At 65.1% G+C, this 13396-nt stretch carries 9 protein-coding genes and 2 pseudogenes; 5 read left to right on the top strand and 6 right to left on the bottom strand.

What is annotated here, in order from left to right; genetic code table 11:
• The 5 genes from rnz to J4G43_RS21375 all read right to left on the bottom strand — a co-directional run bounded on the left by rnz (position 1) and on the right by J4G43_RS21375 (position 5769).
• A complete protein-coding gene (gene rnz / locus J4G43_RS21395) occupies positions 1-903 on the bottom strand; it encodes a ribonuclease Z (RefSeq protein ID WP_208086195.1) in 903 nt (300 codons plus the stop codon).
• A 66-nt stretch (positions 904-969) separates the two neighbouring features.
• Positions 970-1953, bottom strand: coding sequence for an antibiotic biosynthesis monooxygenase (locus J4G43_RS21390; RefSeq protein WP_208086194.1), 984 nt, complete (start codon positions 1951-1953; stop codon positions 970-972).
• Positions 1954-1967: 14 nt separating this feature from the next.
• On the bottom strand, positions 1968-3365 hold the full coding sequence (guaD, locus tag J4G43_RS21385) for a guanine deaminase (protein ID WP_208086193.1): 1398 nt from the start codon (positions 3363-3365) through the stop codon (positions 1968-1970).
• Between the two features lie 15 nt (positions 3366-3380).
• The gene (locus J4G43_RS21380) at positions 3381-4598 is read right to left on the bottom strand and encodes a multidrug effflux MFS transporter (RefSeq protein WP_208086192.1); all 1218 of its coding nucleotides are present in this window, start codon (positions 4596-4598) and stop codon (positions 3381-3383) included.
• Positions 4599-4995: 397 nt separating this feature from the next.
• Positions 4996-5769, bottom strand: coding sequence for an alpha/beta fold hydrolase (locus J4G43_RS21375; RefSeq protein WP_208086191.1), 774 nt, complete (start codon positions 5767-5769; stop codon positions 4996-4998).
• A 156-nt stretch (positions 5770-5925) separates the two neighbouring features.
• Between J4G43_RS21375 and J4G43_RS21370 the strand changes: the two genes are divergently transcribed.
• The 4 genes and pseudogenes from J4G43_RS21370 to J4G43_RS21355 all read left to right on the top strand — a co-directional run bounded on the left by J4G43_RS21370 (position 5926) and on the right by J4G43_RS21355 (position 11268).
• Entirely contained in the window at positions 5926-6576 is a 651-nt protein-coding gene (locus J4G43_RS21370) for a GntR family transcriptional regulator (RefSeq protein WP_028146609.1), read from the top strand.
• Positions 6573-8133: pseudogene (locus J4G43_RS21365) on the top strand (aldehyde dehydrogenase). The gene J4G43_RS21370 and the pseudogene J4G43_RS21365 overlap by 4 nt, the downstream one beginning before the upstream one ends.
• A 45-nt stretch (positions 8134-8178) precedes the next feature.
• The gene (locus J4G43_RS21360) at positions 8179-9546 is read left to right on the top strand and encodes an MFS transporter (protein WP_208086190.1); all 1368 of its coding nucleotides are present in this window, start codon (positions 8179-8181) and stop codon (positions 9544-9546) included.
• A gap of 223 nt (positions 9547-9769) precedes the next feature.
• Positions 9770-11268: pseudogene (locus tag J4G43_RS21355) on the top strand (amidase).
• Between the two features lie 16 nt (positions 11269-11284).
• Here J4G43_RS21355 and J4G43_RS21350 read toward each other — a convergent pair.
• Entirely contained in the window at positions 11285-11890 is a 606-nt protein-coding gene (locus tag J4G43_RS21350) for a TetR/AcrR family transcriptional regulator (RefSeq protein WP_208086189.1), read from the bottom strand.
• Between the two features lie 201 nt (positions 11891-12091).
• Here J4G43_RS21350 and J4G43_RS21345 point away from each other — a divergent pair, with 201 nt between their 5' ends.
• Entirely contained in the window at positions 12092-13336 is a 1245-nt protein-coding gene (locus J4G43_RS21345) for an efflux RND transporter periplasmic adaptor subunit (protein ID WP_071915009.1), read from the top strand.
• Positions 13337-13396: the final 60 nt, after the last annotated feature.

Raw genomic sequence — 13396 nt, 5'->3', positions numbered from 1 at the left:
TTAGATCACGATGCGATCGAAGTCGGCGGCGATCCGCGTATTCGGAAACACCCTTGTCGCTTCGGCCAATATCTCTTCATCCTCGTATCGTCCCGACATGTGGACCAGCACGAGCTGCCTGACGTTGTTGGCGGCGGCAAACGAAGCGGCTTCGGTCGCCGTGAGATGGCCGTAGTCCCGCGCGGTCGCGGCGTCACGATCGAGGAACGTCGCCTCGATCACCAGCAAGTCGGCGTCGGCGACATATCGGGATAGACCATCGGTCGTTTCGGTGTCGCCGACCACGACGAGCTTCCTGCCGCCGCCCGGCGGGCCCAGGACGTCCTCCGGATCGATGGTTCGACCGGCGATCACGACCGGCCGTCCGGCGGCCAGCTCTCCGCGCATCGGCCCGTCCGGGACGCCGAGAGATGCGAGGCGCTCGGGCAGAAGGTGGCGACGCGCGGGGCTTTGGAAAGAGAAGCCAAAGCTGTCGGTGTCGCGGTGGCGAACCGGAAAGCAGTCGATGGTGAAGTCACCGGCATCGATGACTTGCCCCTCGGTCAGCTGCGCGAACGCCACGGGGATCGGCGCCCTGCCCGCGCCCCACAAGCCCGCGAGCATGCGAACGACTATGTCGAGCGTGCCCGGGCCCGCATGAACAGTCATCACGTCGGAGGTCTGCCGCAACCCCAGCGTCGAGAAGAGACCGGGGATGCCGAGTACATGATCGAGATGCCCGTGCGTCAGCAGGATGCGGTCGAGCCGGCGAAAGCCGGCGCCGCCGCGCAGCAACTGGCGCTGCGTGCCCTCGCCGCAATCAACCAGGATACGCTTGCCCGCGGCCTCCACCAGGAGGGCCGGATGGTTGCGCTCCACTGAGGGAACGCTTGCCGAGGTGCCGAGAAATGTCAGGGCGAACATGGTCGTCAGCGTCCAGAGACCGACCTCTCCCCGACAGCACCGCAACGGTCCGCACGGTGGATGGCCTCACCGTCCCCAATGCCATGCGAGCAGCAGCGCGTACAGGCCCATCGAGCCCGCATAGAGCACGGCGAGCAGTGCATATCCCGCGATCCGGCGGCCGAGCGCTGCCTTCGGCTTGATCCACCAGTCGAGCGCCCTGAAGGCGACCGGCACGAGAAACCAGCCGAGCAGCTGGGTACTCACGAGATTGCCGACGAACAGCGACAGCCAGACCGGCACGCCGTGGCTGTCGATCAGCGGCGCGCTGATGAAATAGCCCCAGAGATAGACCACGGGATAGAGCACCAGCAGGACGATGAGGTTGCTCTTCCAGATCAGGCTGGGCCCTTGCTCCGGAGCCTGCGTCTTGCCGGCCGGGAACCAGAAATTGAAGCCGTAGCTTGCCCGCTTCACGTTCATGCCGGCGTTGAAGCGCGCGCCTTCCTCAAGCAGCGTCTGCCGCAAGGGCGAGTCCAGCCACGCGTTGAGGTTGGCATCGCTGTCGAACGACAGGATGACGATCCACTCGTCGTGCAGGCCCGGGATAGGCCGCTCGATCTTGTGACGTAGGAACCCCCTGAACTCGGCCTCCGCGGCCTGGATGCGCTGTTGCCATTTGAGGAACGCATCCTCGAGTCCATCCGGGACCTTGAAGGAGATGACGGCGGAGACCGCGCTGTCGCGCTGAACGCCGGTGACGGGAAGGATATGGACGTCCTCCGACCCGACGAAGAAGCGCTGCACGTCCGCGATCAGCCGCGCCCGTACATCGCTCTGAAGCCAGGCGCGGGCAGCGGCCGGGTTCGCGAAACGCAGGATGGTCACCCAGTCCACATGCGCCGGCGGCTGCGGCGGCACGACCTCCTGGCTGAGGAAGCCGGGCCACGCCTTCAGCACCTCGCCGACCTCGCCGTTCCACCGCGCGAACGCGGCAAAGCCGTCGTCGGCGATGCGACGCTGGATGACGAGGGCGACCGCCTGGGCCGCCGGATCCGGAGATGCGCTCATCGCGACCGTTCGCTTCAGCTCTGCTTGTAGAGACGCTTGCCCATCACCCAGGTCTCGTCGACGCAGCGATCGTCGCCGACCATCATGACGGCGAACAGCATGTTCGCGGCGTCGTCGACCGTGCGCGGACCAGCACCGTCGGCGATCAGCGACTGGTGCCAGGGTTGCGCCAGCTGGCCACCATTCGGATCGAGCGCGACGAAATCGGCTTCCTTGCCGGGTTCGAAATTGCCGAGCTTGTCGTCGATATAGAGGCCTTCGGCGCCGCCGAGCGTGACCGACCAGAAACCGCGATAGGGCGAGAGCTTGTTGCGCTCGGCTTCCGCGAGATCCTTGCGCGCCGGATCGATGCTGCCGTCGAGCATCGTGTTGTTGCACATGCCGACCTTGTAGGCGTCGTCGAGCACGGAGATCATCGAGAAGCGGTTGCCGCCGCCAACGTCGGTGCCGAACGACATCTTGACCCGATGCTCGGGATCGGTGGCACGGCCGAGGCGGAACAGACCGCTACCGAGGAACAGGTTCGAGCAAGGGCAGAACACCACCGCGGCGCCCTTCCTGGACATGCGGCGGAACTCGTTGTTCGAGAGATAGACACCGTGGCCGCCGGAGAACTTTGGCCCGACCAGGTCGAACTTCTCATAGACGCCGAGATAGTCATGGCAGTCCGGATGCTCGACCAGCACGCCACTGCACTCGGCCGGGTTCTCGGAGATGTGGGTGTTGACCCAGCAGTCCGGATGCTCGTGCTTGAGGCGCTGACATGCCTTGAGCAGCTCCGGCGAAGCGCCGAAGGCGAAGCGCGGCGTGATGGCGTAGAGGTTGCGGCCCTTGTTGTGGTACTGCGCGATCAGCCGCTTGCTGTCGCGATAGAAGTTTTCGGGCGTGTCGATGAACTCGGCCGGAGCGTTGCGGTCGATCCCGGTGAGGCCCGCGATCACGCGCATGTTGCGGCGGGCCGCCTCCTCGAACAGCTCTTCGGTCGCGACCGGCGAGGAGCTGGTGAAGGCCTGGCAGGTGGTGGTGCCGGCGGCGAGCAGTGCGTCGAGAAAACGCTTCACGCCGTCGCGCGCGTAGTTGCGATCCTTGTACTTGATCTCCTCGGGGTAGATCGACTTCTGGAGCCACGGCAGCAGCTGTTCGCCATAGGCGCCGAGCACACGGGTCTGCGGCAGATGGATATGGCCGTCGATGAAGCCCGGGACGATGATGCGGTCCTTGATATGGGTGACCTCGACGCCCGGATGCGCGGCGGCGATCTTGTCATGTGGACCGAACGCCTTGATGACGCCGTCCGTGACGACCATGAGGCCGTCCTTGTGAAAGCGCGCGGCAGCCTGCTCGTTGCCGATGTGCTTCCAGGGGTCGTCGACGAAGTCGAAGAACGTGCCGCGAATACCGACGGTGGTCATGAATTGGTTCCTTCCTTAAGTCTGTGTGGCGTGGCGTGCCGCAGGCAACGAGATCGCAAGCAGCGTCCCTGCGACGGCGCAGAGGCCGAGATAAAGCCAGCCGATCGGCGCCTGGGTCGCTTCGGGCAACACCGCCGCGATCGCCATGGCGCCGCTGACCGCGAGATAGCAGAGCGCGCTGATGAGGCCGCCGATCAGGCCGTGGTCGCGCTCGAACAGGCCGAGCGCCATGCCGTACATCATCGGGCACAGCACGCCGCAACCGCCGAGCACCAGCGCACCGCCGATCGTGATCGACATAAAGTCGAGACCAAGCGTCATGCCGGTCGCGGTGAGGACCGCGGCACCCGCGACAAACAGCGCGAAGGCGCCAAAGCCCATCACGCGGGCCGGCATGAAGCGCGCGAAATGCGCACAGCCGAGCTCACCGGCGAGATTGACGCCGCCAAGACCGAGCGCGACGAGGCCGTAGATGGCCGCGGAATAACCGAGGCCGGTCTGATAGAAAAACGGCGCGACGACGCCGAACGCCAGTTGCGCGCTGGCCGCGGCGGCGAACACCAGCACGAAGGCCAGGAAACCCGGACGGACGAGCGCTTCGCGGAGAATGCTCGCCGTGCGGCGCGGATCGAACGGCGCACGTCGCTCGGCCGGCAGCGTCTCGGGCAGAAGCAGCACGACGATCGCAGCGACGATGGCCGCGGCGATGGCGATGATGACAAAGACCCCGCGCCAGGACGTCAGCTCGACGATGAAGCCGCCAGCCGCCGGTGCGAGCACGGGTGCAAGCCCCCAGGCGGCACCAAGCAGTCCAGAGATCGCCGTGAGCTCGCGGCCGCGAAAGCAGTCGGCCGCAATCGCATAGGCGACGACGAGGCAGGTGCAGCCGCCGACGCCCTGCAGGAAGCGCAGCGAAAGCAGCAGCGATGCGCTGGTGGCGAGCGCACAGGCGATGCTCATCGCGATGAGAACCGATAGTCCCGCGAGCAGGACGTTACGGCGGCCGAGCGTGTCGGAGGCAATGCCGACGGGCACCAGCGCCAGACTCATGCCGAGCATGTAGGCGGTGACGGTGTTCTGCATCGACGCGGAATCGGTTGCGAGGTCCACCACCATCTGCGGCAGGCCCGGCGTATAGGCATCGAGCGGAATCTGGCTGAACGGCACCACGCATAGCAGGATCGGCACGATCCCGCCCTTCGCGCGACCAGCGTCCGAAGCAACTGCAGTCATGGCTCACGCCCCCTCGATGCCCGCGGATCCTGTCTTTTCGTGCGTGCAATGAGAGGCGACGATGCAGGTTGCGGATATTGACGCGCGGAGCGTGCCAGAACTGTGTATAAAAACTCTTAGGAGGCCCGCTTCAATGCGGGCGGCTCATGCCCTGGTCCTCGCTGCCTGGGGCTGCTCCAATAAAAAATGCGAAAACAACCCCATGCACAGTACAAATCATTGAAGAATTTCGCTCCGGCATGGCGCGAGCGTGGCCCCGAGGACGTTTGACACGTCGGGCAAAACAGGCGCAGGACTGCACCATCCCCGCTTGTGAATTCGTCGTCGCACAGAAGCCATTAACCGTTCGGAAGGCATCGCCGTTTCGAGCGCAGGGTCGGCATCGGCCAGGCGCAGATCAAAGCAGGAAGCCCTTGAGAGCTCCGAGAAACTGCCGCGGCGACTGAAGCTGCGGCACATGGGCGCAGCCTGGAATGACCTTGAGTTCGGCGCGCGGCAAACCGGCGGCCAGCTCGTGCGACATTGGCGGAGGCGTCGCTTCGTCGTGCTCACCGACCAGAACGAGGGCAGGAACTTTCACCGCGGCAAGTTCGGCGCGGAGATCGAGGCTTGCCAGCGCGTCGCATGCGCTGCGAAACACATCGGGATCCGTCTGCAGAAAAGCTTCACGACGATCCCGCATCAGTTCGGGATGCCGCTCCTGAAACTCGGGCGCAAACAAGCGCCGCATCGCAACGTCAGTGATCGCCTCGAGGCCCTTGTCCCGAGACACCTTCGCCATGTTGCGAAACGCCTCGCGGCCGGGCTCCGAGAACGCCGCGCCGCAATCGGCGAGAACGAGCTTGCTGGCGATCTCCGGGTGCCGGATCGCCATCTGCAAGGCGACAAAGCCGCCATAGCCGTTGCCGAGCACGATCGCCGGCGCACCGCCCGCAGCCTCTTTCACGGCCTCCGCCATTCTGTCTGCGACAACGACGAGCCCGCCCTCGACCGCGCGTGAGCGGCCGAACCCCGGCAACTCCGGCACGATGGTACGAAACGATCCCTCAAGCTCGGGCACGATCGCATCGAAGCTCGCACGGTCCGACAACAGCGAGTGGAAGAGAAACAGCGGCGGCCCATCGCCCGATTGCGCGGCGTTGACGGTCCCGTTGGCAAGAAGCCTGTCCATGTCCGGTCTTTCCTTAACTTCGTCGGCGGGATCACGCCCGTTTGCGTGCCGTGGAGGCCCCCGATTGATAAATCAACTGTCAGGGAATTCAAGCATTTGGCTCTTGACGTGAAATATCAGGATTGCCAGATTGAAGCCAACGAGGTCCCTCGAATCATGCTTTTGCGCGAAAACATCTACGATCTTCTGAGGTCTGATATTTTAGCATGCCGGTTCGCTCCGGGTGATGAAATGCGGGAACAGGATCTGGCCGAACGCTATTCGGTGAGCCGCCAACCGGTTCGGGATGCGCTTTTGAGGCTGCAGCGCGAGCACCTGGTGACGGTGCAGCCGCGCCAGGGCTACCGGGTCACGCCGATCTCGCTGTCGGACGCCCGCGACCTCCTCCGCTTCCGTCTTGCGCTGGAGCCGGCCTGCGTCGCCGAGGCGATCGAGAGCGCTCCGGACAGCGTCCTGAAATCGCTCGATGAATTTCGCCGCTTCTCCGGCAACCACGAAGACTTCATCGCCTACAACCGCGGTTTCCACTCCGCGCTGGCTCATGCGTCCGGCAATCGCCGCATGGCGACGGCGCTGTGCGACCTGATCGGCCAGGCCGACCGGCTGGTCCGCGTCAGCGTGTCCAACCTGAAGGGTCACGATCCGGCAAAGCTCGTCGCCGAGCACGTCGCCCTGATCGACGCCATGCAGAGCCGCGAAACGCGAACCGCGGCGCGCATCATCAAGGCCCATATCGGGGCCACCGAAAAACGCGTTCTGCCGGCGCTCAAGCGCAACGCCGTCATCGTCGAGGAGAGATCATCATGAACATTCCGTCAAAACCCGCGTCGATCGACGTCGAAACCCACGGCAATTTCATCGACGGACGTGAAGTCGAAGCCGGCAACGGCGTGATGCTCGACGTCCGCAATCCCGCGACCGGCGACGTCATCGCCCGCATCCCCAATTCGACCGCCGAGGACATCGACCGCGCGATGAAGAGCGCCCGCGCGGCGTTCGAAGGCAAAGCCTGGGGCGGCATGGACACGCGCGCGCGGGCCAGACTGGTCAACAAGCTCGCCGATGCTTTCGAGGCCAATCTCGACAGCCTGTACCGGCTGGAAACCCTCAACAACGGCCGGCCGGTCAACGAGACCCGCGCCCAGCTCTCCCGCCTGCCCGATTTCTTCCGCTATTTTGCCGGTGTTGCGCTGGCGCGCCGCGACTCCGTGATACCGGTCGAAGGCGCCTATCTGAACTATACGCTCCGCACCCCCATCGGCATCGTCGCCAATTGCACGCCGTTCAATCATCCCTTGATGATCCTGTGCAAGTCGCTGGCCGTGGTGCTGGCGACCGGATGCGTCACCGTGGTCAAGCCGTCCGAATACACGCCGCTGACGACGTTGAAGCTCGCGCAGATCTTCACCGAAGCCGGCCTTCCGCCCGGCGTCTTCAACATCGTTCTCGGCCTCGGCCAGAGCGCCGGCAAGATGCTGGCCGAGCACGGCGACATCAACAAGCTGGTCCTGACCGGCGGCACCGAGGCAGGCCGCATCGCCGGCAGCGCGGCCGCAAAAGTGTTCGCGCATCAAACCATGGAGCTCGGCGGCAAGACGCCGGTGATGGTGTTCGACGATTTCGACGTCGACCGCGCCGTCAACTACGCCGGCGTTCGGCGCTTTCATCGGCGCCGGACAGACCTGCGTCTGTGCCTCGCGCCACATCGTCCAGGCTTCGATCTATCACGAATTCGTCGAGAAGCTGCAGGCCAAGACCCGCACGATCCGCGTCGGCGATCCCTTCGACGCGAACACCCAGATGGGCCCCGTGATCTCCGCCAGGCAGCGCGACCGCGTTCTCACCTACGTAGGCTACGGCCACGAGGATGGCGCGCGTCTTGTCACCGGCGGCGTTGCCGCGAAGGTGCCGGGCCACGACAACGGCTATTTCGTCGAGCCGACCGTGTTCGCCGACGTCACATCCGACATGCGCATCTTCCAGGAGGAAGTGTTCGGTCCCTTCACCTCGGTGACGCCGTTCAAGGACGAGGCCGATGCGCTGCGGCTTGCCAACAATTCGCCCTTCGGCCTCGCCGCGGCCATCCGCACCCGCGACGTCGCGCGCGCGCATCGTGTCGCCGCCTCCGTCAAGGCCGGCATCGTCTGGATCAATGATCACCACCGTCTCGACCCGGCCTCGCCCTGGGGTGGCGTCGATGATTCCGGCATCGGCCGCGAATGCGGCACCGAAAGCTTCAACGACCACTTCAACACTAAGAGCGTGATGGTCGCGACCCACGAGCAGCCGTTCGACTGGTATCGCGATACGGCCAACCAGCAGCGCCTGAACTTGCAAAAACGACGAGCGGCCGACCGCCCATAGAAGGCGGGCCGCATCGACCAGAACAACAGTCAGGGGAGAGCGTATATGTCGACAATGGTGAACGCAGGCAGCCGTCTGGATCGGCTGCCGATCGGGCCATTCCACCGCCGCATCATGCTGCTGATCGGCATCGGAATGTTTTTCGACGGTTTCGACATCTATATCGCCGGGACCGTGCTCAGCGTCACGCTGAAGACAGGCTTTTCGACCCTCGCCCAGAATGCGGTTTTCATCTCCGCGACCTTCGTCGGCATGATGCTGGGATCATTCGGAACCGGCTTCCTCGGCGACCGCTACGGACGCCGCTTCACCTATCAATTCAATTTACTCCTTTTCGGCGTTGCCTCCCTGGCCGCGGCGTTCTCGCCGAACATGGCCTTCCTGATCGCCTGCCGCTTCGTGATGGGCGTCGGGCTCGGGGCGGAGAACGTCGTCGGCTATTCGACGATGACGGAATTCGTGCCCGCGCGCACCCGTGGCAAATGGCTCGGCTTCACGACCGTGTGCGTCGTCACCGGTCTGCCCGTGGCGCTATTGATCGCGTCCGTGGTGGTGCCGCAATTCGGCTGGCGCTCCATGTTCGTGCTCGGCGGCGTCGGCGCGCTCGTGGTGTGGTACATGCGCAAGTCGCTGCCGGAATCGCCGCGCTGGCTGGAAGCTGTGGGACGCACCGCCGAGGCGGAAGCGCTCATGCAAGCCATCGAGAAGGAAGCTGCGCAGGGTCAGCCTCTGCCTCCTCCCGCGGCCACGACACCGGTCCCGGCATCTGCGGATCTCGGCACGCTGTTCACCGCGCCCTTGCTGTCGCGGATGATCGTCGGCGCCGTCTGCCTGATCACGATCAACACCCTGCTCTATGGCTTCGTGACCTGGCTGCCCGTGTTCTTCGTCAAGCAGGGCCTCTCGATCGCGACCTCGTTCGGCTATTCGCTGCTGATGGCGCTCGGCGCGCCCGTAGGCTCGGCCATCGGCGCGCTGATGGCCGACCGCTGGGGCCGCAAGCCGACCATCATCGGCGCATCCCTGATCACGGTGGCGCTCGGAATCCTCTACCCCATGATCTCCGATCCGATTCTGCTGCCGGCCGTGGGGTTCGCGCTGACGGTGCCGATCTACGTCCTGGTCGCCCTCCTGTTCGGCATCTACATCCCCGAGCTGTTTCCGACCGAGGTCCGCCTGCGCGCCTCCGGCATCGTCAACACGCTGGGGCGCGGCGCCACCATCGTCACACCGTTTCTCGTCGTGTCGCTGTTCGAGACGCGCGGCGTGGCCGGCGTGATGGCGCTGATGATCGGACTGCTGGTGGTGCAGATCATCACGGTCTGGGCGCTGGGCATCGAGCCCCGGCATCGCAGCCTCGAGGAGCTCAAGGCGGAGGAATCTGCCGCGCCGGTGCTGAAGGAAGCTTCCTGAGGCTCTCCACCGCGTCATGGCCGGGCTTGTCCCGGCCATCCACGCCTTGCGACGCCGCACTGAGAACGTGGATGCCCGGGACAAGCCCGGGCATGACGACCAGATGCGATAACGTCGTAGCCCGGATGAAGCGATAGCGTAATCCGGGTCATGCATCCGCGTCGGGATATCTCCCGGATTGCGCTGCGCTCCATCCGGGCTACAAGGTCTCAGCCGGGATACAATGGAGCTCGTGATGACCGCAGATGCCGCTGACCTGGACTACAGCTCGATCGGCGCACTGCTGACCGCCCTGCACGCTCGCAAAGTGTCCGCGTCCGAGTTGCTCGCGCATACGATCGCGCGCATCGAGGCGCTGGACGGGCGGATCAACGCGATCATCGTTCGCGATTTCGATCGCGCGAGAGAGGCCGCACGCGCCGCCGATGCCGCGCTTGGCCGCAGCGAGCGGCTGCCGCTGCTCGGCATTCCCGTGACCCTCAAGGAACCGTTCAACGTCGCCGGCCTGCCGACGACATGGGGCTTTCCTCACTTCAGGGATTTTAAGCCGGCGGACGATGCCCTTGTCGTCTCGCGGTTGAAGGCGGCAGGCGCCATCATCATCGGCAAGACCAATATCCCGATCGGGCTCCGGGATTTCCAGAGCTATAACGACATCTACGGAGCGACGAACAACCCATGGGAACTCGGCCGGTCGCCCGGCGGCTCCTCGGGCGGATAGGGCGCGGCGCTGGCCGCGGGTTTCGGTCCGCTCTCGATCGGCTCGGACATCGGCGGCTCGATCCGCGTACCTGCGCACTTCTGTGGTGTGTTCGGACACAAGCCGAGCCTCGGCCTGGTCCCGCTGCGCGGCTACAGCCTGCCGCCTGCACTACCCGTCCCCGGCCAGGGCGATCTGGCTGTCGTCGGGCCGATGGCGCGCACCGCCTCAGACCTCGCGCTGGCGCTTGACGTGATTGCCGGCCCCGACGAGACGCGCGACGGGATCGGCTATGCCTTGCGCTACCGGCCCCGCGGCACAACGATCTCAAGGATTTCAGGATCCTCGTGATCGATACCCATCCGCTGATGCCGACGGGCGATGCCGTGCGTTCAGCCATTGGGCGATTGGCCGACCGGCTCGACAAATCTGGTGCGCGGGTCGCACGTGCGAGCACGTCGCTGCCCGACCTCGCCGACTCCGCGCGGCTCTACATGAAGCTGTTGAACGCAGCGCGAAGCCCGCGCCTGACACCGGCCGCCCTCGCAGAGGCGCAAGGCGTTGCCGCGGGACTCTCGGCCGACGACCGCAGCCTGCAAGCCGAGCGCGCCCGCGGCTGGGGCATGATCCATCGCGAATGGCTGGCGACCGACGCGGCGCGCCTGCAGTTGCAGCAACGGTGGCAGCAGTTCTTCCGCGAGTTCGACGCCGTGATCTATCCGGCCGCCGCCGTGCCTGCCTTTCCGCAGGACCAGTCCGAGCCGTTCGATGCGCGGCAGCTGGACATCGACGGAAAGCTGCACCCTTACGCCGATGCGTGCTTCATCTGGGCGGACCCGGCCTCGACCTGCGGACTGCCGGCGACCGCCGTACCGATCGAGCGAACGCCGTCGGGCCTGCCGGTCGGGGTTCAGATCATCGGGCCTTATCTCGAGGACCGCACGACGATTGCGCTCGCCGGACTGATTGAGCGCGAGTTCGGTGGCTTCGTCGCGCCGCCGTCACTGCAATCCTCAAAATGACAACGGCCGGCGGCCGTCACGTTCTGTCGGCCGACTGCGCCTCGACCGCCTGCACGGCAACGCTCGCGACCTGACGCAGCGCCTCGAGGTCGGAGCCTGAGGACGCCATCACGCCCATGCCGACCGAGACGGCCGAGACGTAGCGCGCGAGTGCGGCGGGATCAGAGCCCGGCTTGAGATCGCCTTCGGCCTTGGCGCGAACAAAGCGGTCGCGGAGCTGGTCTTCATTTTGGGCGCGGCGGGCGGCGAGCTCGAACGGGACATTTTCGGAGCCGCTGCCGCAGGCGATGCCGCCTTGCACGAGCAGGCAGCCGGGCGGATTGGCGGGATCGGTCTGCTTGTCGGCGATGCCCATCAGCATCCGCTCGGCGACGTCGCGGGCGGTCGGTGCGGCGACCACCTCGTCCATCCAGACGCCCCGCAATTTGGTGTAACGGTCGAGCGCGGCCTTGAGCAGGCCTTCCTTGTTGCCGAAGCAGGCGTAAAGGCTCGGCGGATTGATGCCCATGGCCTCGGTGAGCTGGGCAATGGTGGCGCCCTCATAGCCATGGCGCCAAAACACTTCCATCGCCTGGTCCAACGCCGTTTCGGCGTCGAATTCGCGGGGGCGTCCCATGCCCATGTGCCTGTCTCCTCGGAATTCACGTTCTGCCTGAAGCTTAACGCCGAATCCTATCTATTTGTTCTAGCTTTATTTTCTCTGCCGTCTTCCAATTCTTGCGGTATGCCGCTACAATTTTCTTAGTGAATGGTACATAAGTATCTTGCACTGCGACATCCAGCTCCACATCTGTAGTGAACACTACATATCTGGAGCGCGCAAATGCATCCCTCGCAAAACTCCCCCCGCACTGGCCGTTTCCGCCGCCTCCTCGGCGGCGTTGCCATCGTGGGCGCCCTCGCCGTGGCCGGCTCGATCGCGACCGGCCATTACTTACGTGCCGCGCAGGCGACCGCAACGGCTGCGGCAGCTGAGCAGGCCGTCCCTGTCACGGTCGCGCTGATCGAACCGAAGCAGACCGTGCTGTGGGACGATTTCTCCGGCCGGCTCGAGGCCATCAACCGTGTCGAGCTTCGTCCCCGCGTCGCGGGTGCGATCCTTGCGACCAACTTCACCGAAGGCGCGCTGGTGAAGGCCGGCGATGTGCTGTTCAAGATTGATCCGGCGCCTTACGCCGCGGAGGTCGACAAGGCCAACGCCCAGCTCGAGGCTGCCAAGGCGCGCGTCGTGTTCACCCAGAGCGAGCTCGAGCGAGGCGCACAGCTGGTCGGCAACGCCGTCGTCACACGGCGCGACTACGACCAGCGCGACAATGCCAATCGCGAAGCCATCGCAAACGTGAAGGCGGCCGAAGCGACGCTCCAGACCGCAAAGCTCAATCTCGACTACACCGAGGTGCGTGCGCCCGTGGACGGCCGCGTCGGCAAGTTCGAGATCACCGTCGGCAATCTCGTCGCCGCCGGCACCGCCTCCCCGGTGCTGACCTCGCTGGTGTCGGTCAATCCGATCTACGCATCGTTCGATGCGGATGAAGAGGTCGTGCTGCGCGCGTTGAATTCGATCGCGGATGCCTCCGGCAAGCGCGGCAATCTCGACCAGATCCCGGTGGAAATGACGACATCCGGCGGTCTCTCGGCGAGAGGTCATATTCAGCTGATCGACAACCAGGTCAACGGCCAGAGCGGCACCATTCGGGTCCGCGCGGTGTTTCGGAACGAGGACGGGCGTCTCATCCCCGGCCAGTTCGCACGCGTACGCATGGGCCAGCCGAAGCAGCAGACGCTGGTGATGATCGACGAGCGCGCGATCGGCACCGACCAGGACAAGAAGTTCGTGATGGGGGTCGGCGACGACAGCCGTGCGGTCTACCGGCCGATCACTCTCGGCGGCTCGGTCGATGGCCTTCGCATCGTGACGGCGGGACTGAAGCCCGGTGATCGCATCATCGTCAATGGCCTGCAGCGCGTGCGTCCCGGTGCCCTCCTCAAGACGGAGGTCGCCGCGATGGGCGCGCGTGGACCGCAGCAGGCCTCCAACCACAGCAACCAGGACGTGGTGCAACGCTAGTTACATCATTCCGGACCGCGTGCCCGGAATAACGACGTCATAGAGCTACCAAGACATCGC

Source organism: Bradyrhizobium barranii subsp. barranii, from assembly GCF_017565645.3.
GTDB lineage: Bacteria > Pseudomonadota > Alphaproteobacteria > Rhizobiales > Xanthobacteraceae > Bradyrhizobium > Bradyrhizobium barranii.
The sequence above is the reverse complement of the archived record's forward strand: the minus strand, read 5'-3'. Positions and strand labels throughout refer to the sequence as shown.

Bases quoted from the DNA above. Each gene is read 5' to 3' on its own strand.
- J4G43_RS21380 (WP_208086192.1), bottom strand. From the start codon at position 4,598: ATGACTGCAGTTGCTTCGGACGCTGGTCGCGCGAAGGGCGGGATCGTG.
- J4G43_RS21360 (WP_208086190.1), top strand. From the start codon at position 8,179: ATGTCGACAATGGTGAACGCAGGCAGCCGTCTGGATCGGCTGCCGATC.
- J4G43_RS21370 (WP_028146609.1), top strand. From the start codon at position 5,926: ATGCTTTTGCGCGAAAACATCTACGATCTTCTGAGGTCTGATATTTTA.
- J4G43_RS21375 (WP_208086191.1), bottom strand. From the start codon at position 5,769: ATGGACAGGCTTCTTGCCAACGGGACCGTCAACGCCGCGCAATCGGGC.
- rnz (WP_208086195.1), bottom strand. From the start codon at position 903: ATGTTCGCCCTGACATTTCTCGGCACCTCGGCAAGCGTTCCCTCAGTG.
- guaD (WP_208086193.1), bottom strand. From the start codon at position 3,365: ATGACCACCGTCGGTATTCGCGGCACGTTCTTCGACTTCGTCGACGAC.
- J4G43_RS21350 (WP_208086189.1), bottom strand. From the start codon at position 11,890: ATGGGCATGGGACGCCCCCGCGAATTCGACGCCGAAACGGCGTTGGAC.
- J4G43_RS21345 (WP_071915009.1), top strand. From the start codon at position 12,092: ATGCATCCCTCGCAAAACTCCCCCCGCACTGGCCGTTTCCGCCGCCTC.
- J4G43_RS21390 (WP_208086194.1), bottom strand. From the start codon at position 1,953: ATGAGCGCATCTCCGGATCCGGCGGCCCAGGCGGTCGCCCTCGTCATC.